Origin of the sequence: Pseudomonas sp. 24 E 13 (assembly GCF_900004715.1) — a bacterium.
In the GTDB taxonomy this organism is placed as follows: domain Bacteria; phylum Pseudomonadota; class Gammaproteobacteria; order Pseudomonadales; family Pseudomonadaceae; genus Aquipseudomonas; species Aquipseudomonas orientalis_A.
The window spans coordinates 82,185-107,659 of sequence record NZ_CVTO01000117.1; the positions used below are offsets into that span (position 1 = coordinate 82,185).

A 25,475-nucleotide genomic window follows, 5' to 3' on the forward strand; every position below is an offset into this window, starting at 1 on the left:
GTGAACAAGACGACCTGCTGCGCCGTGGCATCGGGATGACCTCCCAGCGCACCCGCGAGCGTTTGATCCAGCGTCTGTACGAAGAAGGCCTGTCCAATGCGCAGGTGCTGGAAGTGATACGGCGCACGCCTCGGCACCTGTTTGTCGACGAAGCCCTGGCACACCGCGCCTACGAAGACACCGCGCTGCCGATCGGCCACAACCAGACCATCTCCCAGCCCTATATGGTCGCGCGCATGAGCGAACTGTTGCTGGCCGCAGGGCCATTGGACAAGGTGCTGGAAATCGGCACCGGATCCGGCTACCAGACCGCCGTGTTGTCCCAGTTGGTCGAGCGGGTGTTCTCGGTTGAGCGCATCAAGGTGCTGCAGGACCGCGCCAAGGAGCGCCTGGTGGAGCTGAACCTGCGTAACGTGGTGTTTCGTTGGGGGGATGGCTGGGAAGGCTGGCCTGCATTGGCGCCCTACAACGGCATCATCGTGACTGCAGTGGCCACCGATGTGCCGCAAGCGTTGCTGGACCAGTTGGCGCCTGGCGGTCGACTGGTCATCCCGGTGGGCTCCGGCGAAGTGCAACAATTGATGCTCATCATTCGGGAGGACGACGGCTTTTCCCGGCATGTACTTGGCGCCGTGCGGTTCGTGCCGTTGCTCAATGGCCCGCTGGCCTGACATTTATTCCCTGTTAGTGAATTCCATAGACGCGGATGTGTCTTACAGCGGGGTCTATAGATTCAACAAGGGTGAGAGCCGGCATTAAACACGATGAATTTTTCGTTTCATCCGTGTGCCGGTAAAAAGCCAGTGCCCAGTTATACTTGCGTCATATTTCAAGCCTGATACGGGCGTTAATGTTCAGCCACCACAAAGGGAGCGGCGGGTGAGTCTCACAGGTCCTGCGCAGCGAATGAGTAAAACAAGCTTTCAGCGACTGGTGCTTGGCCTTGTCTTGAGTTCCTTACTGGCCGCCTGTTCGAGCACGCCATCCGGTGGTGCGCGGGTGGTCGACCGCACGAATGCGGCACCGCAAAAGCCGATGGTGACCACGGGCCAGTACGTTGTACGCAAGGGCGACACGTTGTTCTCGATTGCCTTCCGTTACGGTTGGGATTACAAGGCACTTGCAGCTCGTAACAACATTCCCCTGCCTTATACGATACATCCGGGGCAGACGATTCGTTTTGACGGTCGCACCGGTTCGGCCCCTACGGCAGTTGTGACAAAGTCCGGTTCTTCGTCTTCCTCCTCGAGCAAAACCACCGTATTCACACGGCCGGCCGGCACCGCCTCGCCTTCGGTGGCGAGCAAGCCGGCACCCGCGCCATTGCCTCCTGCGGGGCCTGCGCCGACCGGATGGGGATGGCCCTCAAACGGTGTGTTGATTGGAAAATTCTCTTCAAACGGCAGTTTGAATAAAGGCATTGATATCGCCGGGGATTTGGGACAGCCTGTTTTGGCTGCGTCTGATGGGACAGTGGTGTACGCCGGGAGTGGTCTACGGGGCTACGGCGAGCTGGTCATCATCAAACACAGCGATACCTACGTCAGTGCCTACGGTCATAACCGCAGGTTGTTGGTTCGGGAGGGGCAGCAGGTCAAGGTCGGACAGACGATTGCCGAAATGGGTTCAACGGGGACAGACCGGGTGAAACTGCACTTTGAGATTCGCCGTCAGGGCAAACCTGTAGATCCACTGCAATTCCTACCCCGTCGTTGATGTGTTGCCAGCCTGTTCCCTCACGTAGAAGGAACAGGCTCCAGCGTTGCCAAGGATAAAGGCGTCGCTTGAGCTTGAGGTCGAACTCACCAAAGGACTATAACAATGGCTCTCAGTAAAGAAGCGCCGGAGTTTGACATCGACGATGAGGTTCTCCTTATGGAGACCGGCATCGCTACGGAAACGATGTCAGATAATGAGAGGGCTTCACCCCCCTCGGTTCGCACCAAATCCAAGAACTCCTCCGCGTTAAAGCAACACAAGTACATCGACTACACCCGGGCGCTCGATGCGACCCAGTTGTACCTCAATGAAATCGGCTTTTCCCCTCTGCTTACCCCCGAAGAAGAAGTCCATTTTGCGCGTCTGTCGCAGAAGGGTGATCCGGCTGGGCGCAAACGCATGATTGAAAGCAACCTGCGCCTGGTGGTTAAAATCGCCCGACGCTACGTCAATCGCGGATTGTCGCTGCTGGACTTGATCGAGGAGGGCAACCTGGGCTTGATCCGGGCGGTGGAGAAGTTCGACCCTGAGCGGGGCTTTCGCTTCTCGACCTACGCCACCTGGTGGATTCGCCAGACCATCGAACGGGCGATCATGAATCAGACCCGCACGATCCGGTTGCCGATCCATGTGGTCAAGGAGCTCAACGTCTACCTGCGGGCAGCACGGGAGCTGACACAGAAACTCGATCATGAACCTTCGCCCGAAGAAATCGCCAACCTGCTGGAAAAACCGGTAGGGGAGGTCAAGCGCATGCTCGGCCTGAACGAGCGCGTGTCTTCGGTTGACGTCTCGCTGGGTCCGGATTCGGATAAAACCCTGCTGGACACCCTGACGGATGATCGTCCGACGGATCCTTGCGAACTGTTGCAGGACGACGATTTGTCCCAAAGCATCGACCAGTGGCTGTCGGAACTCACGGACAAGCAGCGTGAGGTGGTGATTCGCCGCTTCGGCCTGCGCGGCCATGAGAGCAGTACCCTGGAGGACGTAGGCCTGGAGATCGGCCTGACCCGTGAGCGGGTTCGGCAGATTCAGGTAGAAGGTCTCAAGCGCTTGCGCGAGATCCTGGAGAAGAACGGCTTGTCGAGTGAGTCGTTGTTTCAATAACGACCCTGCTTGAAGGCTTGAATGTGGGAGGGGGCTTGCCCCCGATGGCGGCGCTTCAGTCGATATAGGCTTCGACTGACACACCGCTATCGGGGGCAAGCCCCCTCCTACATTTTCCCAGGCATAAAAAAACCCCGCTTTTGAGGGCGGGGTCTTTTCGACTAAGTCAGTACAAGTTAGATAACTTGAACTTCTTCAGCTTGCATGCCTTTCTGACCGCGGGTAGCGATGAAAGAAACCTGTTGGCCTTCTTTCAGGCTTTTGAAGCCGTCGGATTGGATAGCTTTGAAGTGAACGAACAGGTCGTCACCGGATTGTGGAGTGATGAAGCCGAAGCCTTTTTCATCGTTGAACCACTTAACGGTACCAGTTTGGCGATTAGACATGGTGTAACTCCTTGAACAAAGTTAACTGCGACTCAGGAAAAGCCCTGGCCGAGACTGAGTGCAAAGAGCAGGAAAAATTCTTGGAGATGGTTGGATCGAAATTCAACATATCGTGTAGAGATTCTCAGTGACACAAGCAACACAGTGACGCCACCTTAACCCTTTTTCCGGAACGTGCCAATGGTATTTCCGCAGGTTTCTCTAATTTCGTCACTGGCGGTGGTATTTATTGTCCCGTAAAACTGCGCCAGGAGCCCCGGCCCCGTTGGCTGGGGGTTATGGACACCGGTGCATTCGTCATTAAAAGCGGTGCGCCCTTTGAACCCCACCGCCGGCCCCGGTAAGATGCCCCACAGAATTTTTCCACCTCGCTATTCAGGACACCGCCATGAGCATCAAATCGGACAAGTGGATTCGCCGCATGGCGCAGGAACACGGCATGATCGAACCGTTCGTCGAGCGCCAGATTCGTGGCGAAGGTGACGAACGCGTGATTTCGTACGGGGTTTCCAGCTATGGCTACGACGTGCGTTGCGCCGATGAATTCAAGGTGTTCACCAATATCAACTCGGCGATCGTCGATCCGAAGAACTTCGACGAAAAAAGCTTCGTCGACGTCAAGAGCGACGTATGCATCATCCCGCCAAACTCCTTCGCCCTGGCCCGCACCGTGGAATTCTTCCGTATTCCACGGGACGTATTGACCATCTGCCTGGGTAAAAGCACTTATGCCCGTTGCGGCATCATCGTCAACGTCACGCCGCTGGAACCCGAGTGGGAAGGCCACGTGACCCTGGAGTTCTCCAACACCACCACCTTGCCGGCGAAAATCTACGCCAACGAAGGCGTGGCACAGATGCTGTTCCTGCAGTCCGACGAGGCATGTGAAGTGTCCTATAAGGACCGTGCGGGCAAGTACCAGGGCCAGCGCGGCGTTACTCTCCCACGCGCTTGATAGAAAGCTCCTACGCTTAAAGGGAATTAGTCTGCAGAAAGTGACTCTATCTAGGTGTACTGCCTCGGCGCGTGTGAAACGCGTCGAGCCACGCTTGAGGAGTGCCTTATGAAGATCAACCCGCGAATCAGCGCAGAACTTGCCCGGCTTGAACCCAACCAGATTGGTGTTCTGGCCTGGTCCTTGATGGCCGACCCTGCTTATGCGGGCGGCATTCCCGGCCAACCTGAGCCGGACTATCCGCAACCTACCGAACCTGGTGAGCCGACCCTGCCGGATGAGCCACCACCCGCGCCCGTGGCCTGATCCACGCACGCCCAACCGGCGTTCACTGAACGGGCCATACCTGGTGATCGCCGATCACGAAGATTCGGCGCTCACTGTCCTGTTCCACTGCATACCCTCCGGTAAATGCGCCAAACGCCGGCAGCAGGCTGACGCGATCGCCTATCTGGAAGCACGGCAGGCGCAGGCTCTGCCGGCCTTTGCCGCGCAAGCGATACACCGGATGGACATGCCCGGCCAGCACATGATGGCTGGGGTGGGCGTCCGGTTCGTGCTGCAGCGCGAACGGGCCCATTAAGAGAGGCTCGGAAACCACCTCAATGCCCAAGTCGGCAGGCGGATCGCCAGCGCGTTGATCGTGGTTGCCGCGAATCAACGTGATGGGCAACTCGGCATGCCGCGCTCGCCAGGCCCTCAGCGCGCCCAGGGTGCCGCTGGCGTGGGAGCCGGGGCCGTGGAGGAAGTCGCCGAGAAAGATCACCTCATTGCAGGGAAACGCCGCCAGCAGCCGGTCCAGGCGCTGCAGGTTTTCGCTTGTGGTGCCCTGGGGGACCGGTTGCCCGAGGCTGCGGTAGGCCGAAGCCTTGCCAAAGTGAGCGTCGGCGATCAACAGGCTGTGGCGCGCCGGCCAGTAAACCGCTTTGTCCGCCAGTAACCACAACTGCTCACCCTCAAGCGTTATCGAACAAGCCATTAACCTTTTCCTTTGTCCGCAATTTTTTCCAGGTCCTTGACCATCCGCGCAATGCGTTCCGAGAGTTTTTCGGAACTCAGGCTTTCGCGCATCCGCTCCACCAGCAGGGGGAAGGCCAGCGGCGTAGGCCGTTGGATCACATGCAGGTCCAGTTGCAGCGCCGACAGGCGCAGCAATGTCTCCTCCAGGCGCTGAATGTCGAGTTCGTTGCGCAGGACTTCTTCCCCCGCCTGGGCCAGCAACAGGTTCTGCGGGTCGTATTGCTTGAACACTTCGAAGAACAGCCCGCTGGAAGCCTGCACCTGGCGAGTACTTTTCGGCGCACCGGGATAGCCGGCGAACACCAGCCCGGCAATGCGCGCGATTTCGCGAAAGCGGCGCAACGCCAGTTCACCGGCATTGAGGCTTTCTGCCACATCCGTCAGCAGCTCCTGCGGGCTGAGCAGTGCCTCGTTGAAGATATCCGGCCAGTGCACCTCGGTGGCGCTCAGCAGCTCCAGCCCGTAATCATTGACCGCGATGGAAAAAGTCACGGGTTGCCGCCGGCTGACGCGCCACGCCAGCAAACTTGCCAGCCCCAGATGCACCTGACGCCCCGCGAAGGGGTAGAGAAACAGGTGCCAGCCCTCGCGTGACTTGAGAAACTCCGCCAGCAAGTGGTCGCGGGTCGGCAGGCCGGACCAGCGCAATTGCGTCTGCAACAGCGGCTGCACCGCACGCATTTCCGGCCCCTCGAAGCGACCCTGAGCCGCCGCGTCGAAGCGCTCGATCACCGCCTGCGCCAATTCATTGGAAAGGGGCATGCGCCCGCCATTCCAGCGCGGCACGGCGGCTTTTTTCGCGGTGCTGCGGCGGACATAGGCGGTCATGTTTTCCACGCGCACCAACTCCAGCAGGCGCCCGGCGAACAGAAAGCCATCCCCCGGCTTGAGCCGTGCAATAAAGCCTTCCTCGACACTGCCCAGGTTCTTGCCGCCGCCGCCCTTGCTCCAGTACTTCAGATGAATACTCGCATCGCTGACGATGGTGCCCACGCTCATGCGATGGCGGCGTGCCAGGCGCGCATCGGGGACGCGCCAGATGCCCTGTTCGTCGGGCTCGACGCGGCGGTAATCCGGATAGGCGGTGAGCGACAGCCCGCCATGGCGCACGAAGGCCAGGGCCCAGGCCCAATCGGCGTCGGTCAGGTCGCGATAGGCCCAGGCTCCGCGTACCTCCGCCAGCAGCGCGTCGGGAGTAAACCCACCGCCCAGGGCCATGCTGACCAGATGCTGCACCAGCACATCCAAGGGTTTGTGCGGCGATTCGCGGGCTTCAATGCGCCGCTGGGCAATCGCATCCTGGGCGGCGGCGGCTTCCACCAGCTCCAGGCTGTGGGTCGGTACCAATGTCACCCGTGACGGCCGCCCCGGTGCATGCCCCGAGCGGCCGGCGCGTTGCATCAGGCGCGCCACACCCTTGGCCGAACCGATCTGCAGCACTCGTTCCACCGGCAGAAAGTCCACGCCCAGGTCCAGGCTTGAGGTACACACCACCGCCTTGAGTTGGCCTTCTTTCAACGCACGCTCCACCCAGTCACGGGTTTCCCGCGACAGCGAACCGTGATGCAGCGCAATCAGGCCGGCCCAGTCCGGCCTGGCCTCGAGCAACGCCTGATACCAGATTTCCGATTGCGCGCGGGTGTTGGTGAATACCAGGCAACTGCTGCTCGAGTCCACTTGCGCCACGACTTGCGGCAGCATCTTCAAACCGATATGTCCGGCCCAGGGAAAGCGTTCGGCAGTGGGCGGCAGCAGTGTGTCCACTTGTAGCTGTTTGGCGGTCTGCCCCTGCACGTTTATCCCGCCACCCTGTGGGACCAACACCTCCAGTGCGTGCGCCTGATTACCCAGGGTTGCGGAAATACCCCACACCAGCAAATCCGGGTGCCAGCGCCGCAGCCGTGCCAACGCCAATTGCAGTTGCACGCCGCGTTTATTGCCGATCAATTCGTGCCACTCATCCACCACCACCATGCGCAGATGCCCCAGGCTGACCTCGCTGTCGGCGCGCGCGAGCATCAGTGTCAGGCTTTCCGGCGTAGTGATCAGCGTGGTGGGCTGGCGGCGGGTCTGGCGCGCACGTTCGCTGCTGCTGGTGTCGCCCGTGCGCAGGCCGACGCTCCAGGGAATCTGCAATGCCGCCAACGGCGCCTCGAGGGCACGCGCGGTGTCGGCGGCCAACGCACGCATGGGTGTGATCCACAGCACGGTCAGGGGTTCGGCCGCAGGCTTGCGCTTGCCGGTAGCGGGTGGGCGCGTTACGGCGAAACGATTGAGGGCTGCGAACCACAGCGCGTAGGTTTTACCCGCGCCGGTACTGGCATGCAATAAGCCTGACTGACCCTCCTTGACGGCCTTCCACACGTCTTTCTGAAAGGCGAACGGGCGCCAGCCGCGGGTGGCAAACCATTGTTTGGCGAAGTCGACGGGTTTTGCCATGCGGCAGCGGACGCTCTGGAGGCTCTAATGCACAGACCCCCCAGGCGCCCCAAAGGTTTACTTCAAGTTGCCGCTCAGGAATTGCTGCAGACGCTCGCTCTTCGGATTGCCCAGTACATCCGCCGGCGCGCCTTGCTCTTCCACGCGGCCCTGGTGCAGGAACAGCACCTGGCTTGAGACTTTGCGCGCGAAGCTCATTTCATGGGTCACCATGATCATGGTGCGGCCTTCTTCGGCCAGGCCCTGGATCACTTTCAACACTTCACCCACCAACTCCGGGTCCAGCGCCGAGGTGGGTTCATCGAACAGCATCACCTCGGGCTCCATCGCCAAGGCGCGGGCAATCGCGACCCGTTGCTGCTGGCCGCCGGAGAGGAACGCCGGGTATTGATCAGCCACCCGCGCGGGCAGGCCGACTTTATCCAGGTAGCGGCGGGCGCGGTCTTCGGCGTCTTTCCTGCTGCACCCCAGCACGCGGCGCGGGGCCATGGTGATGTTTTCCAGCACGCTCATGTGGCTCCACAGGTTGAAGTGCTGGAATACCATGGCCAACCGCGTGCGCAAACGTTGTAACTCGGCATCGTCGGCCACGCGCATGCCGTGGCGGTCGCTGATCATGCGGATCACTTGACCATCCAGGGTCATGGCGCCGTCATTGGGGGTTTCCAGGAAGTTGATGCAGCGCAGGAAGGTGCTCTTGCCCGAGCCGCTGGCGCCGATCAGGCTGATTACGTCGCCGGTTTTGGCCTTGAGCGAGACACCTTTGAGCACTTCATTGTCGCCATAGCTTTTATGCAGGCCTTCAACGGTCAATTTGTACATGGGGCGTGCATCCTCAAGGCGAAAGTAGGTAGCCGCTGCGGTAGGCCTCTGCGCCGGCGACATGGCTGATCACCATCCCGGCGGTGGCCATGCGTCGCAGCGAGCGGGCGTAAAGCAGGCCGGCATTGCGGCAATGCACGGGCGTTACGCGGTCGGTGATAGGGTCGATGATTTCGGCGATAAGCTGCCCGGCCTCCAGGTATTCCCCCGGCAAGGCGTGGAACACCAGCAAGCCGCCCACCGCTGTGGTCACAGGCTCCACGCCTGCCAGTGGCGTGGCCGGGTAGGGCAGTGCGGGCTGTGCTGGCGCGTCGCCTTCAATCGCGCCGAGGTGGGTCAGGTAATTGATGATCGCCTGGCAGTCCAGGGTCGCCAGGCCGTGGTTGACATCGCCTTGGCCGCGCAATTCGACGGTCACGGAAAAGCTGCCCATGGGGATCGGGAAGCGCGTGCCGAAGCGTTGCTGCAACTGCCACCACACCAGGGTGAAACATTCATCAAAGGACTGCCCGCCGGAATCGGTGGCCAGCAGGTTGGCCTCCGACCCCAGGTAACGCGCCAGCGGCTCCACCTGCGGCCAGGCCTCGGGCGTGGTGTAGAGGTGCGCCACGGCTTCGAAGTCACAGTGCAGGTCCAGCACCACGTCGGCATCGCACGCCAGGCGCTGCAGCACCAGGCGCTGGGATTGCAGTTGAGTCGACGCGGTTTGCGCGGCCAGGGCGGCGGATAACGCGGTGCGGATCAACCGCGCGTTGTGTTGGGGATCACTGCCCAGCAAGTCTTCAACCTGATCGCCGACCGCGTCGCTGAGGTCGACAAACAGACGATTGAAGTTCTGTCCGCTTTCCAGCTCGTAGCGGCCCAGGGGGACGTCCATCAGCACCTGTTCCAGCCCCACTGGGTTGGCGACCGGCACCAGGACGATTTCGCTGCGCACGCGCCCGGTCGCCGCCAACTGTGCCAGGCGCGCCTTCAAGTGCCAGGCCACCAGCATGCCCGGCAGTTCATCGGCGTGCAGTGATGATTGGATGTAGACCTTGCTTTGCGCCTGCTCCGGGCCGAAGTGGAAACTGTGAATCTGTCGCGCCGTGCCGGGCACCGGCGCAATCAGGTCATGTTGCTGATGACGCATGAGCGCTCCTTAATGGCTCGGCCCGAGAAAGGCCAGCCAGCGGCGTTCCGCCAGTCGAAACAGGCCGACCAGGGCAAAGGTCACCGCCAGGTAGATCAATGCCGCGATGCCGAATGATTGAAAGGTCATGAAGGTGGCCGAGTTGGCGTCCCTGGCGACTTTGAGGATATCCGGAATGGTCGCGGTAAACGCCACCGTGGTCGAATGCAGCATCAGGATCACCTCGTTGCTGTAGTAGGGCAACGAACGGCGCAGTGCCGACGGCATGATCACATGGGCGTACAGCTTCCAGCCGCTGAGGCCGTAGGCCTTGGCCGCTTCGACTTCGCCGTGGGCCATGCTGCGGATCGCCCCGGCGAAAATTTCCGTGGTGTAGGCGCAGGTGTTGAGGGCGAAGGCCAGGATGGTGCAGTTCATCGCATCGCGAAAGAACCCATCGAGTACCGGTTGCGCACGCACGGCGGCAAGGCTGTAGATGCCGGTGTAGCAAATCAGCAACTGGATATACAGCGGCGTGCCGCGAAACAGATAGGTGTAGAACTGCACCGGCCAGCGCACCAGGCGCCTGCGCGATACCCGGGCGATAGACAGTGGAATCGACACCAGGAAGCCGATCACCAATGCCGCGCTGAGCAGCCACAGGGTCATGGCCAGGCCGGTGATGTGCTGGCCGTCGCTATAAAGGAACGGGCGCCAGTATTCCTGCAAAAGCTCGATCATCGCACGGCCTCCCTTGAACCTGCGGCGTAGCGACGTTCAAGACGGCGCAAGACAAAATTGGAGGCGCTGGTGATCAACAGGTAGATCAGCGCGGCCAGTACCAGGAAGTAGAACAGTTGATAGGTGCTCTTGCCGGCATCCTGGGCTGCTTTCACCAGATCGGCCAGGCCGATGATCGACACCAGCGCGGTGGCCTTGAGCATCACCATCCAGTTATTGCCGATGCCCGGCAGGGCAAACCGCATCATTTGCGGGAAGGTCACGTAGCGAAACCGTTGCCCGCGCTTGAGCCCGTAGGCGGTGGCGGCTTCCAGCTGGCCACGGGGCACGGCCAGGATCGCGCCTCGAAAGGTCTCGGTGAAATAAGCACCGTAGATAAAGCCCAGGGTGATGACCCCGGCGCTGAATGGGTCGATCTCGATGTATTCCCATTCCATGAAGTCGGTGAGGCCGGTCAGCCAGGTTTGCAGGCTGTAGAAAATCAGCAGCATCAGCACCAGGTCGGGGACGCCGCGAATCAACGTGGTGTAGAGCTGGGCCGGGATACGCAGCACGGGCAGGCTGGACAGTTTGGCGCTGGCGCCGAGCAGGCCCAGCAACACGCTGACGGCCAGGGACAGCACCGACAACTTGATAGTCATCCAGGTGCCTTGCAGCAACAGCGGGCCGAAACCCTTCAAGCTGAACGCGCTCAGCCCGAGGGTTTGCAACAGATCTTCGAACATAAATCAGGACCTATGGCGATAAAAAAGCGCCCCTTGAAAAAGGGGCGCCCCAGGCATTATTTGCCGCTGTACAGGTTCAGATCGCCAAAGTGTTTTTTCTGGATGGTGGCGTAGGTGCCATCATCGTGTAACGCTTTGATACCTTTATCCAAAAGCGCCTTGAGCTCAGTGTTACCTTTTTTGATACCGATCGCGGTTTTCGAAGGCAGCAGTGGGTCGTCGATGGCGGCGCTGACTTCGTAACCGGCACCGGCCGGCGACTTGAGGAAGCCCAGTTCGGCTTGCAGCATGTCCTGCACGGAAGCGTCGAGGCGCCCGGACGTCAAGTCGGCATACACCTGGTCCTGGTTGGCGTAGGCCTTGGTGGTCACACCGGCCTTGTCCAGCACGGCCTTGGCGTAGGCTTCCTGGATGGTGCCTTGCTCATAGCCCACGGATTTGCCCTTGAGCGATTCAGGCGTCGAATACCCTGCACCTTTTTTGAACACCAGCGAAGTAGGGCCCGAGAACAGCTCGTTGGAGAAGTCGATTGCCTTCTCGCGCACCGGGGTCACGGTCATGGAAGAAATCACACCGTCGAACTTGTTGGCTTTGAGGCCCGGAATCATGCCGTCAAAGTCGCTTTCAACCCATTTGCACTTGACCTTCAGCTCCGCGCAAATGGCATTGCCCAGGTCAATATCGAAGCCCACCAGGCTGCCGTCGGCGGCCTTGGATTCGAACGGTGCGTAGGAAGGATCGACACCGAAACGCAATTCCTTGTATTCCTTGGCGGTTGCAACACCTGCAGCCATGCACAGAGCCAGTGCAGAAAGGGTCAGCAATGCTTTTTTCATTATGTGTTCCCTGGAAACCAAGATAAGCGCTTGTGGCGCGTTTAGGACTGTTACTGAACGGTGTCAGACGCAGCACAAGTAGCAATTTCTGCACCATAGTTCCGAATGATCGTTTTAAAAGGTGGGATAAGGGATTTATAAGTGTAGGAAATGCCCACTAGTGTGCATTGAAAGAGTAGCGCACCATTTCAGGTCGAGCGTAAATCCAAATGTGGGAGGGGGCTTGCCCCCGATGGCGGTGTGTCAGTCAGAGCATCTGTGTCTGACCCTCCGCTATCGGGGGCAAGCCCCCTCCCACAGTTGATTTGTGTCAGGCCAACAAGTCCTGCAGCGTGGCGAGACTGTCGGCTTCCTCCACCGGCTTATCCTGGCGCCAGCGCAACATCCGCGGAAAGCGCACCGCAATGCCGCTCTTGTGCCGCTTTGACAGGGCGATCCCTTCAAAGCCCAACTCAAACACCATGCTCGGCGTGACGCTGCTGACCGGGCCGAATTTTTCCACGGTGGTCTTGCGCACGATCGCATCGACCTTGCGCATTTCTTCGTCAGTCAGCCCCGAATAGGCCTTGGCGAACGGCACCAGGGTGCGCTCGCTGCCCGGCGGGCCATCCCAGACCGCGAAGGTGTAATCGCTGTACAGGCTCGCGCGCCGGCCATGGCCGCGCTGGGCGTAGATCAGCACGGCGTCGATGCTGAACGGGTCCACCTTCCACTTCCACCACAGGCCCATGTCCTTGGTGCGGCCCACGCCGTAAAGGCCTTTGCGATCCTTGATCATCATGCCTTCGACGCCGAGGCTGCGGGAGGCTTCGCGTTGCACGGCCAACGCTTCCCAGGTTTGCCCCTCGAGCAGTGGCGAGGGCAGCAGCGCGGGTTGGTTGCACTGCGCGATCACGCGTTCCAGCTGCGTACGGCGTTCAGCCAAGGTGTGGTTGCGCCAGTCGTCGCCCTGGTATTCGAGCAGGTCGTAGGCGAGCACCGCCACCGGTGCATCCTCCAGCACTTTTTTACTCAATGTCTTGCGGCCGATCCGCTGCTGCAGCAGGGCGAAGGGTTGCACCGCCTCTTTCCAGACCACAATTTCACCGTCGATCACCGTGCCGTCGGGCAAGCCGCTGACCAGGCTGTGAAGCTCGGGGAACCGCTCGGTCACCAGTTCTTCACCGCGCGACCAGACCCACAAGCGGCCCTCACGCTTGACCAACTGCGCGCGAATGCCATCAAACTTCCATTCCACTTGCCAGTCGGCGGGAGAGCCGAGCAGGGCGTCAAACTGCTCCACTGGTTGCGCCAGGCCATGGGCGAGAAAAAACGGATACGGCTGCCCGCCGCGTTGCGCATGCTCGTCGGATGATTCGGCGGCAATCAGCTTGAGATAGCCTGCGGCCGTAGGGCGATTGGACAGGTCGGTGTAGCCCACCAGCCGTTGGGCCACGCGCTTGCTGTCGAGCCCGGCCATGGCGGCAAGCGCACGGGTCACCAGCAGTTTGGACACGCCCACGCGAAAGCTGCCGGTGATCAACTTGATGCACACCATCAGGCTCGGTTGATCCAGTTGCACCCACAGCGCCGGCAGGCGCTCGGTCAGTTCAAGCGGCGCAAGGCCACGCAGCGGTAACAGTTTGTCTTCCAGCCACACCGCCAGGCCATCTTCAGAGGTGTAGGTGGATTCGGGTAACAGCAAGGAAATGGTCTCGGCCAGATCGCCGACGGACTGGTAGCTTTCTTCGAACAACCACGGCTCGATGTTCGCCGCTTGCGTCGCCATGTCCCTGAGCAGGCGGGTCGGCACCAATTGCCGCGGGCGCCCGCCGGAGAGGAAGTACACCGCCCAGGCCGCATCCTCTGGCGGTGCCTGTCGGAAATACGCTTGCAGTGCCGCCAGCTTGGCGTTGCTGGAGGTCGTGGCGTCGAGGTTGGCGTACAGCTCGGCGAAGGCTTTCATGCGCTGGCCTCTTCTTCGTCGTCGCCGTATTCGGTGCTGAAACCTTGGGCATCCAGGCCTTTCTCGCGCAGATGGCGCACCAGCACGCCGACCGAACCGTGGGTGACCATCACCCGCTCGGCGCCGGTCTGCTCAATCGCCCACAACAGCCCGGGCCAATCGGCATGGTCCGACAGCACAAAGCCGCGATCGACCCCGCGCCGGCGCCGCGTGCCGCGCAGGCGCATCCAGCCGCTGGCGAAGGCGTCGCTGTAGTCGCCAAAGCGACGTATCCAGGTGCTGCCACCGGTGGAGGGCGGGGCGATGATCAGGGCTTGGCGCAGCAGTGGGTCGTTTTTTTTGAAGTCGCCGGCGTATAGCGTCTCGGGGATGTAGATACCCGCTTCGCGGTAGACCCGGTTCAATGGCTCGACGGCGCCATGGCTGAGGATCGGACCGATGCTGGCATCGATACCGTGCAGAATGCGTTGTGCCTTGCCGAAGGAATAGCAGAACAACACGCTGGCTTTGCCGGCGGCGATATTGGCCTGCCACCAGTCGTTGATACCGGAAAAAATCTGCGCCTGCGGCTGCCAGCGGTAGATCGGCAGGCCAAAGGTGGATTCGGTGATAAAGGTGTGGCAGCGCACCGGTTCGAAAGGCGCGCAGGTGCCATCGGGCTCGACCTTGTAATCGCCGGACGCGACCCACACCTCGCCCTGGTATTCCAGACGCACCTGGGCCGAACCGAGCACATGCCCGGCCGGGTGGAAACTCAATGTGACGCCGTGGTGCACGAGTTTTTCGCCGTAGGCCAGCGTCTGCAAGTTGATGTCCTGGCCCAGGCGCGAGCGCAGGATGCCTTCGCCGGGCGCGGCGGCCAGGTAATGCTCGTTGCCGGTGCGGGCGTGGTCGCCGTGGGCGTGGGTGATGACGGAGCGGTCCACCGGGCGCCAGGGATCAATGTAGAAATCCCCGGCGGGGCAATAGAGGCCTTCGGGTCGGGCGATGACGAGGTCCATGGGGTGACCGGGGAGATGGGCTTGTTACTTATGAGGCGGTGGGCTGTGCAGAAGTTCTATCAGAATGCATGGGGTCCAAATGTGGGAGGGGGCTTGCCCCCGATGACAGAGTGTCAGCCACTGATGCAGTGGCTTATCCATCGCTTTCGGGGGCAAGCCCCCTCCCACAGTTGAAAACCGGGTTATTTGCCAGGTGTGAGGGTTAGCCGACTTTTGCCATACACCTTGTCAAAGTTCTGCGGCTGCATCGGGAAGCTCAGGTATTGCGCCTTGAGCGACGGATCGATGCCGTTGGCATAGTTCGGGCTGGCCGGGTTGCCGGACTGGCCGGTGCCGCCCTGGCCCATCATCGGTTCGGGCTGGCCAAAGTCGACAATCATGCGCAGCGCTGACGTCTGGGCCACATTGAAATCCTGCCCCCAGTTGTACGGTGCCGGGTTCAGGGTGTTGTGGTCGCCACCGCTGGCGAAAGGCCCGCGAATAACCTCGCCGCTGGCGTTTTTCCAGGCGGTGGTGTGCAGCTTGCCCCATTGCCAGGCCTTGTGATCGGCGCCCAGCAGGCTGTCGCCGCTGCTGATCGCAGCGGCCAGGGTGCGTGCGAGAATCGCCGGCTTGTCTTCTTTTTGCGGTGTGCGCGTGTCATCCCAGAGCGGGCTGTCTTCACGGCCCAGCAAATGGTCTGCGATGGCGGTGTAGGACAGGCTGGCGTTGCTGACAAAGGCTTTCCAGCTGGCGCTGTGTTCCGGGCCGAGTTTGTCGAGGAAGATCTGCCTGGCGCTTTCCTGCAGGAACAGTTCGTAGACCGCCGCGTCGGCGGACGTCGGTGCAAGGCGACCATCAAAGGCCATCAAGCGGCCCAGTGCTTCGCGCGCCTTGGCCTGTTCGGCGGCGGGCAGCGCGTCGATTGCCTGTTTCAGCGGCTGGGCCATGCCCGGCGCCTGGAACATCCCCTTGAGTTTGGCGGCAAACAGGGTGGTCTGGTCGTATTGCATGGCGATCAGGCTGCGGCTGTCGTGCTTGCCGGCGTTGGCCAGTTGCGCCAGGCGCTCGCTGCGCTCCGGTGCGTCCCAGGAATTGGACAGTTGCATGCCATAGCCACGCGGGGCTGTGCGCTGGTTGGCGGTGCCGATCCAGCCTTGAGCCGGGTCCTGGTCATAGGGGTGCAGCATGGCGTCGGCGTAACCGTCCCAGTCAAAGCGCGTGTCCCAGCCCGGCGAGGGCAGCAGGCCTTGGCCTTCGCGGCGGTTGGGGAAGCGGCCGGTGACTTGCCAGCCAATGTTGCTGGCGTCGGCGAAGATCATGTTCAGCGCAATGGCGCGAATTTCGCGGGTAGCGTCCGAGGCCTTGCCGGCGTTCTGCGCGCGGGACAGGTCGAAGAACGCATCCAGGCTCTTGTCGTCCTTCAAATCGGCGGTTTGCAGGGCCAGGCCAAAACCGCTGGTGAGCGCCTGGCTGCTGTTGAGCAAGGCGCCGTGGCGGGTTTCGTACACCACGTCGCGAATCGAGCGCTGGCCTTTGATGAAGAAGGTCTCGTTACGCACGCCGGCCGGTAGCCATTTGCCGTTGTTCTCGTAGTACAGCGCGCTGCCCTGGCGTTTGACCTTTTCCAGGAACAGGTCCTGGGTGTCGCCCTTGACCGCGCTCATGCTCCACGCCACCTTGCCGTTGAAACCCGACAGCAGGGTCGGCAGGCCGGCGATCGACGCGCCGACCGCCTGATATTTCGGTGCACGGATCTGCACGTAGCTCCAGGGCGTTGGTGCTTGCGGCTGGGCGGCGATGTCGTTGGCCAGCAGGCTTTTGCCGCTGCGGCTGCGTTGCGGCCCGATGGCCCAGTTGCTCGACGTGGTCACGCCCAGGGCATTGAGGCTGTTGAGTTGCTGGCTGACGGTGTCCAACCCGGCAAGACCGGTGATCTGGCTCAGGTTCACGCCCTTGAGCTTGTCGGCCTCGGCCAGCGGGATCGCTTCGTCCGGCGCGCTGGGGATAAGCCAGGCGAGCTTGTCGACGCCGACTTTTTGCGCCAGCACCAGCGATGAGATTTCTTCCTGCAGGTTGCTCGACTCACTGAAGTTCAGCAGGCAGAACAGCAGCGCCGAATCTTCCGGTTTCCAGTATTCGGGTTTGTAGCCGGTCTGGGCCAGGTCGGTCGGCAGCTTGTCGCGGTAGCGGAACAGGTAGGCGTTGACGCCCCGCGCGTAGACTTCAAAGAAACGCTTGAGCCGCGGCGACGAAGCGTTGTACAGCTCGCCTGCGCTCTTTTTAAGGTTGACTGCGCGCATGAAGCGGTCGACATCAAGGACCTCGGGCCCGGACATTTCCGCCAGGCGGCCTTGGGCCAGCAGCCGCAGAGTGACCATCTGGGTGATCCGGTCGCTGGCATGCACATAGCCGAGGCTGAACAACGCGTCGTGGAAGGTGTTGCTTTCGATCAGCGGCATGCCCTGGGCATTGCGGCGTATCGACACGTTTTGCGCCAGGCCCTTGATCGGCTCTACGCCGGCTGCGGGGGGCAGGGTGTCCTGGGTGTTCTGGAGCTGGCAGCCGGACAGGCTCAACGCACTGACCACTGCCGCGGCAACGCCGAACCGGGGAAGAAAATGTGTAAGGGCTGGCGAGGCCATGGCAAAGCTCCTGCGGGGGGGTAGCGTCATTAAAGGCGCTACGTTAGTGAGCGCGGCGAAACGACGCAAGCGGGAGTTGTGTAATTGCATGAGTACTCATGTGGGAGGGGGCTTGCCCCCGATAGCGGTGGGTCAGTAACAGATAGGCTGACTGGCACACCGTATCGGGAGCAAGCCCCCTCCCGCATTGAGTGTCGAGTGGCTTAAGCGCCGTGGCACTTCTTGAATTTCTTCGCGCTGCCGCATGGGCAAGGATCGTTGCGACCCACGTCTTTCAACGCATTGCGCACCGGCTCCTGGTGAGCGTGGCCGCAGTTCGGGCCGTGGACATGGCCGTGGTCGTGATCCTGGTGATCGTGATCGTGGTTGCAGTCGGGACCATGGACATGGGGTTGCTGAGTCATCGATGTCGCTCCGGAATAAAATCGCCGGGGATTATCTCGCCATTGTGAGCCACCTGCACGTCATTACCGATGAATAATCCGGTTTTCAACTCGCCTTCAAGACGATAGGGCACGGGGCGCTCGGGGTTTTTCAGCATTTGCACCACATCGCGTATTCGCGGCCACAGGTTGGTCCGTACCGACACCCGGAAGTATTTATGGCCGCGCGGCGGTACGGTCAGCCATTCGTTGGACTCACCTTCGGTCAGTACCAGGTCGCCGAGGGTGACCTTGTAGATCAGGCCGCGCACGGTCAGGTCGGCGTCGTCGCGGTTATCCACGCGAAAGTAGAGCTTGAACTTCTGCTCCAGCAACTTGGCACGCACCACTTCGACCTTCACCAGTGATACATGGGGCGGCGGCGAATCGTCCTCGAACCAGGAGGCGCAGCCGCTCAGGCCCAGGGTTAACGCCAGCATCAGGCTGAATCTGCGAAGCATTGGCGTTATCCCTGTCAGGTCGTTAAAAATAGCTGGAACAGCACTTCTTGAACTTCTGCCCGCTGCCGCACAGGCATGGGTCATTGCGCCCGGCCTTCACGTCCACCGTCGGGTCGATGAAGTACCAGCGCCCCTCATTCTGTACGAAAGAAGACCGCTCGCGGTGGCTATGTTCACCACTGCTGTCGTGCCAGCGCGCCGTGAAGGTCACGAAGGCATGTTCCGGTTGGCCGCCGAAGAGCTCGGAATTTTCCACCTCCAGCCCAAGCCAGGTGCTCTGCGCACTCCAGGCGCTAATGGCCTCGCGGTCCAGGCCTGCCTGCTGCGCCGGCAAGGTGGTTGCCACCAGATAGTCGACCAGGCCCAGCACATAGGCGCTGTAGCGCGAGCGCATCAATGCGCTGGCACACGGCGCGGGATGGCCGGCGTGGTAATGGCCGCAGCAGGCATCCAGCAGATTGCCACTGCCGCAGGGGCAAATGGATGTACTCATTGTGTTACCACCAATACTTGCCAAAATTTTCCGGGTTGGCCCAGAAACGGGCGTTGAGCCAGTCGGGTACTTGTTTATAGTCAAGCAGATCATAGGTAAACAGCGTCAGCACCTGCTCATCGCGCTGAAAGCGTTCGCCGGCCTGCAGGGCCAGGGAGAAAAAATCGGTGTCCTTCCAGTCGCAGGCGCCCAGGTCCACCAGCACCGCGATGCGGCTGGCATTGAGGTTGCGAATGCCGCCCAGCAACGTCAGACCCTGGGATTTGGGCAGGTGTTCAAGGCAATCGACCACCAGCGCCAGGTCAAAACGCTGCGCCGCCAGTTCGGCGGGCAGCGGTCCGGGTGGGGCAATGCTGACACGCACATCGGGATGCGCCGTTTTAAACGCATCCAGTGCGGGAAACTGGCTGGCGCCCAACAGCAACAGGCGTTTGGGGGCGTGCAGGTCCAGCAACGCGGCCAGCGCTTGCTGGGGTGTACGGGAAGAAAATCCAGCGGTCATTTAAGATCCTCACATCAGGACCCTAGAGACTAGCGCGGCTGGGCGTGCTGGCCTAGCGCCTCAGTGCCGATAGCGCCGGTGCCTGAGCCGGGCCTTCTGAAGTTTTTTGATCCTTCACTGGCAAATCGCCTGTAGAAGTCGTTACTGTGCGTCCAAAGAAAAATTCGGAAACACTCGGGAGCCCCATGATGCGTAAGGTTTTTCTGCTGGCCCTGTTGGTCAGCCCCATTGCCCTGGCCCAGAGTGTCAGCGTCGAAACCCATTCGTTGATGCGCCTGCCCAGCAGTACCAGCGTGTTGCAGCTCGAGCGCCTGGACGTGGCGGACTACGGCACCCTGTTGATTCCGGCCACCATCAGTCAGATCGCGGTGGAGGAGCTGCATCTGGGGCGTGAAGCACGTATCGCCATCGTCCCCGGCACTACCGCGCTGCAGTTGCAGGTGCGCGAGGCTCAACTGGATCAGGGCAGCCAGATCACCTCTCGCGGCGCGCCCGGCACCCATGAAAGGCCAGCCAAGCCGGGGCGCGACTTGACCTTGCGTATCGAGTCGCTGACTGCAGAAGCACTGTCGGTGGATGCCCGCGGTGGCGCCGGTGCCCAGGGTTATGCCGGCCTGGATGGCGCCAATGGCGTCGATCCGGGTTGCACCTGGGGTTCTGCCGGGCGTGGATTCAATGGCGATAACGGCGGCGATGGGTTGCCGGGTGCGTCGGGTGCGCTAGTGCGCGTGGAGTTGCCGCAGAGTTTCCCGGCTGATCAGATCAAGGTCTTGGTGGACGGCGGGCCTGGGGGCTTGGCCGGTGTCGCGGGTAAACCCGGCAAGGGCGGTCAGTCCAAGGGCTGCCTGGTGTACCGCGCCGATGGCGGTGAAAAAGGCCGCTCGGGGTTGGAAGGGCAACCGGGGCAGGCGGGGCCTGCGGGGGCGGTGACCATTCAGCGGCTTTGAGTCGCTTGTTCTGACGCCATCGGGGGCAAGTCGAATCGTCGCACCGCCCCTCCCACATTGGAATGCGATCAAAGGTGGGAGGGGGCTTGCCCCCGATAGCGATGTAAGAGTCGCCTTACAACATCGGCCGAGCCGACGCCACGGCCACCACCACCAACCCGACAATCAAGTTAATCCCTACCAACTTACGAATCTGCCCCAGTGTAGCCGCGCCTGCCGGCCAATCCTCAGCCGCCACCGCCGCCTTCAACGCCGGAAACTTCAACGCCTGGATGCGGATAAACAGCGCCGTCATCACCAGATACAAACCCATCATCACCTGCACATAGCGCGGCGCCGTTTCAAAACCGTTGAAGCGCAGGTGCAGCAGGCCTACGCCGCTGATCGGCAAAATCAACACCGCCACCCACACCCATACAAAAAAACGTTGAAACACATTTGCCCACAACTTGAGCCGGGCAGGGCCCTCAAGGGCCGCCATGGCGGCGGGGCGCAGGATCATCCAGGCGAAAAACATGCCGCCGACCCAGATCAGGGCGGCCAATACATGCAGGGTGTAAGCGAGGCTAAACGCGGTCATTGTGGTACTCCGTTCTGCGCGGGATTAATTAGCGGGGTATGATAGCGGCCGATCCGAACCACTGAAAATTTATCCAGCGTTTTTTGCGCCCGACTATCCATGATCAGCACTGAACTCAAAACCACGATCCAGGGCGCCTACTCGCGTTTTCTCGAAGCCAAGAGCTTGAAACCGCGTTACGGCCAACGCCTGATGATCGCCGAAGTGGCCAAGGTCCTCGGGGATATCGACACCGACGACGAAGGGCGGCGCAGCGGCGACCCTGCGGTCGTGGCCGTCGAAGCCGGCACCGGTACCGGCAAGACCGTGGCCTACAGCCTGGCGGCGATCCCCACCGCCAAGGCCGCCGGCAAACGCCTGGTGATTGCCACCGCTACCGTCGCCCTGCAGGAGCAGATTGTCTACAAGGACCTGCCTGACCTGATGCGCAACAGCGGGCTGAACTTCACGTTCGCGCTGGCCAAGGGCCGTGGCCGTTACATGTGCCTGTCCAAGCTTGACGTGCTGCTGCAGGAAGGCCACGCGCAGACCGCCACGGCTTCGTTGTTCGAAGAAGAAGGCTTCAAGATCGAAGTCGACGAAGTCAGCCAGAAACTGTTTACCAGCATGATCGAAAAACTGGCCGGTAATAAATGGGACGGCGACCGCGACAGCTGGCCCACCGCCCTGGAAGACTCCGACTGGGCGCGCCTGACCACCGACCACAGTCAATGCACCAACCGCCATTGCCCCAACTTCGGTCAGTGCGCCTTCTACAAGGCCCGCGAAGGCATGGGCAAGGTCGACGTGATCGTCACCAACCACGACATGGTGCTGGCCGACCTGGCCCTGGGCGGCGGCGCCGTACTGCCGGACCCGCGCGACACCCTGTATGTGTTCGACGAAGGTCACCACCTGCCGGACAAGGCCATCGGCCACTTCGCCCATTACACGCGCTTGCGCTCTACCGCCGATTGGTTGGAAACCACCGCCAAGAACCTCACCAAGCTGCTGGCCCAGCATCCGCTGCCCGGTGACCTGGGTAAGCTGATCGAACAGGTGCCTGAGCTGGCGCGGGAGATCAAGACCCAGCAGCAGTTCATGTTCAGCGCCTGCGAGCAGGTGGCCGACTTCAAGCCCGGCGAAGACGTGGAAGGCCGTGAGCGGCCGCGTCACCGTTTTGTCGGTGGGATGATTCCCGAGCATATGCGTGAAATGGGCATTGAACTGAAGAAGGGCTTTTCTCGCCTGACCGACCTGTTCACCCGTCTCACCGACTTGCTCAAGGAAGGCATGGATGGCGAGGTCAATATCGGCATCGCCAGTAACCAGGCCGAAGAATGGTACCCGCTGTTCGGCAGCCTGCTGTCCCGCGCCCAGGGCAACTGGGAGTTGTGGACGGCCTTTACCGTCGAAGACCCGGAAGACAACCCGCCGATGGCGCGCTGGCTGACCTTGGCGGAAAGCGGCGCGCTGTTCGATATCGAGGTCAATGCCAGCCCGATCCTCGCCGCCGAGATGCTGCGCCGCAACCTGTGGAACGTGGCCTACGGCTGCCTGGTGACCTCGGCCACGCTGACGGCGCTGGGCACCTTCGACCGCTTCCGCATGCGTGCCGGCCTGCCGAAAAAGGCCGTCACTGCGGTGGTGCCGAGCCCGTTTCATCACGCCGACGCCGGCGTCCTGCGGGTGCCTGATCTCAGGGCCGACCCACGGGACGCGGCGGCGCACACGGCGGCGATCATCCGCGACCTGCCCGAACTGGTGGAAGGCTCGCGAGGCACCCTGGTGCTGTTTTCGTCGCGTAAACAGATGCAGGATGTGTTTGATGGCCTTGACCGCGACTGGCGTAAACAGGTGTTCATCCAGGGCAACCTGTCCAAGCAGGAAACCTTGAACAAACACAAGGCGCGGGTCGATGGCGGTGATTCCAGCGTGCTGTTCGGCCTGGCGAGCTTTGCCGAGGGCGTGGACTTGCCCGGCGCCTACTGCGAGCACGTGGTCATTGCCAAGATCCCGTTCTCGGTGCCGGATGATCCGGTCGAAGCGGCGCTGGCCGAATGGATCGAAGCCCGCGGCGGCAATCCTTTCATGGAAATCTCGGTACCCGATGCGTCGCTCAAGCTGGTGCAGGCCTGCGGACGCTTGCTGCGCACCGAGCAGGACCGGGGCACCATCACGTTGCTCGATCGCCGCCTGGTCACCCAGCGCTATGGCAAGGCAATCCTGAATGCCTTGCCGCCGTTCAGGCGCGAAATTTCTTAAGCCACCGTGGGCGAACTCGCCCACTTCGTGGTCTATCTCATGTATGTCATCAGGCCATTCACCGGCCGTCTGGGAGAACCTTGTTCGTATGATTCGCACGCTGCCCGCTCTTTTTGCCCTGCTGTTCGCCGCGCCCTTGATGGCCGCGCCGGCCGGGCAACAAACGCTGTTCAACTTCGTCCGGCCCGCCGATGTGGTCAAGGTGGCGACCCAGGACGCCAGCCTGCCGCAATACAACGCCGAACAAACCCCGGAGGGCGAAGTGCTGCGCCGCATCACCTTCAGCCCTGCGGCCGAGCCGAGCCTGGTGCTCAGCCCGCAAACCGGCGTGTGGGACTGGTCGCAATCGGGCGCCATGAGCCTGCGCATCCAGAGCGCGATGAATTGGGCGTTGACCCTCTACGTGAAAGTACAAAGTGCCGACGGCAAGACCCTGGTCAGTCGCATCGACCTGCCGGCCGGCCCGGCCCAGACCTTGCTGGTGCCACTGCAAGCCAACTCGCCGCTGAGCCAGGGCATGAAGGCCGGCCCGCCGATGCCGATGACCGTGGACGGCCAGCGTGTGTTGCTGGCCGCCAGCACCGGGGAAGTCGACCGCAGCCAGGTGGTGTCGGTGACGCTGTCGATGATCAAACCCGATGCCGCCCAAAGCATCCTGCTGGAGCGCTTTGGCGTGCAGGACAGCGAGCCGGTGATGAAGGCCGCCTACAACGAGCTGGTGGACGCTTACGGTCAGTCCACCCGTGCACGCTGGCCGGAAAAAGTCAGCAGCGACGAGCAGCTCAAGGCCGCAGCCGCCAAGGAGCAGCAACAACTGAAGGGGTGGCTTGCCGAGCGTGACAAATCCGCCCTGGATCAATACGGCGGCTGGAACAAAGGCCCGGCGTTCGACGCCAGCGGCTTCTTCCGCACTGAAAAGCGCGATGGTCGCTGGTACTTGGTCACGCCGCAAGGCCATCCGTTCTACTCGCTGGGTGTCAACACCGTGGCGGCGGACAACAGCCAGACCTACGTGGCGGGGCGAGAGTGGATGTTTGCGGCGCTGCCCAAGGCCGGTGAACCCTTCGACAAGTATTACGGCAGTGGCGACAACCGTACCGGCAACGGCGCGGGCGAAGGTCGCGGTTTCGGTTCGGGACGCTGGTATGATTTTTATGGCGCCAACCTGCAGCGCACCTATGGCGGTGACGGCTTCGATCAGAAGCGCTGGGTGACCCATACCCTCGACCGCCTGCAAGCCTGGGGCTTCAACACCGTGGGCAACTGGAGCGATCCGGACCTGGCCACGGCTGACCGTGTGCCTTACACCTTGCCGCTGTCGATTGTGGGTGACTACGCCAGCATCAGCACTGGCACCGACTGGTGGGGCGGCATGCCCGACCCGTTCGACCCACGCTTCGCCATGGCCACTGAGCGCGCCGTGGCCATTGCCGCTCGCGATCATCGCGACGACCCGTGGCTGATCGGCTTCTTCGCCGACAACGAACTGGCCTGGGCCGGCCCTGGCGACGATGCAAAATCGCGCTATGCCCTGGCCTACGGCACCTTGCGCATGACCACCGACGTACCGGCCAAGCGTGCTTTTCTCAAGCAACTGCGCGACAAGTACCGCAATGAAGACGGTCTGTCGAAAGCCTGGGGCATCCACCTGGCCGGCTGGGAGCTGATGGAAGACCCCGGCTTCGAGCCGCCGATGCCCAGCCCGGAACACCCGGAAATCGAGGCCGACTTCAAGTATTTCCAGAAGACCTTCGCCGATGCCTACTTCAAGACCATCTCCGACTCGCTGAAATGGCACGCGCCCAACCAACTGCTGCTGGGCGGACGTTACGCCGTGAGCACCCCTGAAGCCGTGGCGTCCTGTGCACAGTATTGCGATGTGCTGAGCTTCAATATGTATACCCTCAAGCCCCAGGACGGTTATGACTTCGCCGCCCTGCGCGCACTCGACAAACCGGTATTGATCACCGAGTTCAACTTCGGCTCGAGCGACCGTGGCCCATTCTGGGGCGGCGTGACGCAGTTGGCCCGTGAAGAAGAGCGGGGCGCGGCCTATGCCGCCTTCCTCAAGCAAGCCATGGCGGAGCCTTCGATTGTCGGCGTGCACTGGTTCCAGTACCTGGACCAGCCCGTGACCGGACGCCTGCTGGACGGTGAAAACGGCCATTTCGGCCTGGTTGGCATCACTGACGTGCCCTTTCAGGGCTTTGTCGAGAGCGTGCGTAAAAGCAATCTCGCGGCGGTCGACCAACTGGGTAAGGAGGCTGAAAAAGCCAGGGCCGCCGGTGCGTCCCGCGAGAGTGAAGGCGGCCGCTCGGGCCAGGCCGGCAAAGGTGCGGGCCAGGGCGCCGGGCATGCTGGCGGGCACTCCGGAAATGGGCATTGATTCGCC

The 25,475-nt window shown here is 61.7% G+C and carries 24 protein-coding genes; 8 read left to right on the forward strand and 16 right to left on the reverse strand.

Annotated elements, in window-relative coordinates; all coding sequences use genetic code 11:
• Positions 1-35: 35 nt before the first annotated feature.
• The 3 genes from BFP90_RS13570 to rpoS all read left to right on the forward strand — a co-directional run bounded on the left by BFP90_RS13570 (position 36) and on the right by rpoS (position 2,829).
• Complete coding sequence (locus tag BFP90_RS13570; RefSeq protein ID WP_170827533.1) at positions 36-671, forward strand: protein-L-isoaspartate(D-aspartate) O-methyltransferase; 636 nt, start codon at positions 36-38, stop codon at positions 669-671.
• A 208-nt stretch (positions 672-879) separates the two neighbouring features.
• Entirely contained in the window at positions 880-1,716 is an 837-nt protein-coding gene (locus BFP90_RS13575; protein WP_065886110.1) for a peptidoglycan DD-metalloendopeptidase family protein, read from the forward strand.
• Positions 1,717-1,821: 105 nt separating this feature from the next.
• A complete protein-coding gene (rpoS, locus tag BFP90_RS13580; protein WP_065886111.1) occupies positions 1,822-2,829 on the forward strand; it encodes an RNA polymerase sigma factor RpoS in 1,008 nt (335 codons plus the stop codon).
• A 176-nt stretch (positions 2,830-3,005) separates the two neighbouring features.
• Here rpoS and BFP90_RS13585 read toward each other — a convergent pair whose 3' ends face one another.
• Positions 3,006-3,215: a cold-shock protein gene (locus BFP90_RS13585; RefSeq protein WP_002554837.1), complete on the reverse strand. Its 210-nt coding sequence runs from the start codon at positions 3,213-3,215 to the stop codon at positions 3,006-3,008.
• 388 nt (positions 3,216-3,603) lie between these two features.
• Between BFP90_RS13585 and dcd the strand changes: the two genes are divergently transcribed.
• Positions 3,604-4,170 carry a dCTP deaminase gene (gene dcd, locus BFP90_RS13590; protein WP_003189215.1) on the forward strand — a complete coding sequence of 189 codons (567 nt, stop codon included), beginning with the start codon at positions 3,604-3,606 and terminating at the stop codon, positions 4,168-4,170.
• Positions 4,171-4,278: 108 nt separating this feature from the next.
• Positions 4,279-4,476 carry a hypothetical protein gene (locus BFP90_RS13595; RefSeq protein WP_065886112.1) on the forward strand — a complete coding sequence of 66 codons (198 nt, stop codon included), beginning with the start codon at positions 4,279-4,281 and terminating at the stop codon, positions 4,474-4,476.
• A 22-nt stretch (positions 4,477-4,498) separates the two neighbouring features.
• Here the strand turns inward: BFP90_RS13595 and pdeM are convergent, their stop codons facing one another.
• The 14 genes from pdeM to BFP90_RS13665 all read right to left on the reverse strand — a co-directional run bounded on the left by pdeM (position 4,499) and on the right by BFP90_RS13665 (position 19,312).
• The gene (gene pdeM, locus BFP90_RS13600; RefSeq protein ID WP_065896988.1) at positions 4,499-5,149 is read right to left on the reverse strand and encodes a ligase-associated DNA damage response endonuclease PdeM; all 651 of its coding nucleotides are present in this window, start codon (positions 5,147-5,149) and stop codon (positions 4,499-4,501) included.
• Positions 5,149-7,629 carry a ligase-associated DNA damage response DEXH box helicase gene (locus BFP90_RS13605; RefSeq protein ID WP_065896989.1) on the reverse strand — a complete coding sequence of 827 codons (2,481 nt, stop codon included), beginning with the start codon at positions 7,627-7,629 and terminating at the stop codon, positions 5,149-5,151. The genes pdeM and BFP90_RS13605 overlap by 1 nt, the downstream gene beginning before the upstream one ends.
• Before the next feature lie 57 nt (positions 7,630-7,686).
• A complete protein-coding gene (locus BFP90_RS13610; RefSeq protein ID WP_065893385.1) occupies positions 7,687-8,451 on the reverse strand; it encodes an ABC transporter ATP-binding protein in 765 nt (254 codons plus the stop codon).
• 13 nt (positions 8,452-8,464) lie between these two features.
• Positions 8,465-9,583 (reverse strand): succinylglutamate desuccinylase/aspartoacylase family protein, encoded by a 1,119-nt coding sequence (locus BFP90_RS13615; RefSeq protein WP_065896991.1) that lies wholly within the window; start codon positions 9,581-9,583, stop codon positions 8,465-8,467.
• Positions 9,584-9,592: 9 nt separating this feature from the next.
• A complete protein-coding gene (locus tag BFP90_RS13620; RefSeq protein ID WP_065896993.1) occupies positions 9,593-10,303 on the reverse strand; it encodes an ABC transporter permease in 711 nt (236 codons plus the stop codon).
• Entirely contained in the window at positions 10,300-11,028 is a 729-nt protein-coding gene (locus tag BFP90_RS13625) for an ABC transporter permease (RefSeq protein ID WP_065893388.1), read from the reverse strand. Before BFP90_RS13625 ends, BFP90_RS13620 begins: the two co-directional genes overlap by 4 nt.
• Positions 11,029-11,084: 56 nt before the next feature.
• Positions 11,085-11,864 (reverse strand): transporter substrate-binding domain-containing protein, encoded by a 780-nt coding sequence (locus tag BFP90_RS13630; RefSeq protein WP_057723170.1) that lies wholly within the window; start codon positions 11,862-11,864, stop codon positions 11,085-11,087.
• Between the two features lie 310 nt (positions 11,865-12,174).
• On the reverse strand, positions 12,175-13,809 hold the full coding sequence (locus BFP90_RS13635) for an ATP-dependent DNA ligase (RefSeq protein ID WP_065896995.1): 1,635 nt from the start codon (positions 13,807-13,809) through the stop codon (positions 12,175-12,177).
• Positions 13,806-14,810, reverse strand: a complete 1,005-nt coding sequence (locus BFP90_RS13640; RefSeq protein ID WP_065896997.1) for a ligase-associated DNA damage response exonuclease — start codon at positions 14,808-14,810, stop codon at positions 13,806-13,808. Before BFP90_RS13640 ends, BFP90_RS13635 begins: the two co-directional genes overlap by 4 nt.
• Before the next feature lie 182 nt (positions 14,811-14,992).
• Positions 14,993-17,434, reverse strand: a complete 2,442-nt coding sequence (locus BFP90_RS13645; protein ID WP_065897000.1) for a penicillin acylase family protein — start codon at positions 17,432-17,434, stop codon at positions 14,993-14,995.
• 203 nt (positions 17,435-17,637) lie between these two features.
• Complete coding sequence (locus BFP90_RS13650; protein WP_065886122.1) at positions 17,638-17,838, reverse strand: SEC-C metal-binding domain-containing protein; 201 nt, start codon at positions 17,836-17,838, stop codon at positions 17,638-17,640.
• Complete coding sequence (locus BFP90_RS13655) at positions 17,835-18,317, reverse strand: LEA type 2 family protein (protein WP_065893392.1); 483 nt, start codon at positions 18,315-18,317, stop codon at positions 17,835-17,837. Before BFP90_RS13655 ends, BFP90_RS13650 begins: the two co-directional genes overlap by 4 nt.
• 22 nt (positions 18,318-18,339) lie before the next feature.
• Positions 18,340-18,810 carry a YchJ family protein gene (locus BFP90_RS13660; RefSeq protein WP_065893393.1) on the reverse strand — a complete coding sequence of 157 codons (471 nt, stop codon included), beginning with the start codon at positions 18,808-18,810 and terminating at the stop codon, positions 18,340-18,342.
• A 4-nt stretch (positions 18,811-18,814) separates the two neighbouring features.
• Entirely contained in the window at positions 18,815-19,312 is a 498-nt protein-coding gene (locus tag BFP90_RS13665; RefSeq protein WP_065893394.1) for a DUF6231 family protein, read from the reverse strand.
• A gap of 188 nt (positions 19,313-19,500) precedes the next feature.
• On the opposite strand from BFP90_RS13665, the gene BFP90_RS13670 reads away from it, so the two are divergent.
• Complete coding sequence (locus BFP90_RS13670; RefSeq protein ID WP_065897001.1) at positions 19,501-20,259, forward strand: collagen-like triple helix repeat-containing protein; 759 nt, start codon at positions 19,501-19,503, stop codon at positions 20,257-20,259.
• 115 nt (positions 20,260-20,374) lie between these two features.
• On the opposite strand, the gene BFP90_RS13675 is transcribed toward BFP90_RS13670, so the two are convergent.
• Positions 20,375-20,839 (reverse strand): CopD family protein, encoded by a 465-nt coding sequence (locus BFP90_RS13675; RefSeq protein WP_065893396.1) that lies wholly within the window; start codon positions 20,837-20,839, stop codon positions 20,375-20,377.
• A 99-nt stretch (positions 20,840-20,938) separates the two neighbouring features.
• Between BFP90_RS13675 and dinG the strand changes: the two genes are divergently transcribed.
• Positions 20,939-23,083, forward strand: coding sequence for an ATP-dependent DNA helicase DinG (gene dinG, locus BFP90_RS13680; RefSeq protein ID WP_065897003.1), 2,145 nt, complete (start codon positions 20,939-20,941; stop codon positions 23,081-23,083).
• 88 nt (positions 23,084-23,171) lie between these two features.
• The gene (locus BFP90_RS13685; RefSeq protein WP_065897005.1) at positions 23,172-25,469 is read left to right on the forward strand and encodes a beta-galactosidase; all 2,298 of its coding nucleotides are present in this window, start codon (positions 23,172-23,174) and stop codon (positions 25,467-25,469) included.
• Positions 25,470-25,475: the final 6 nt, after the last annotated feature.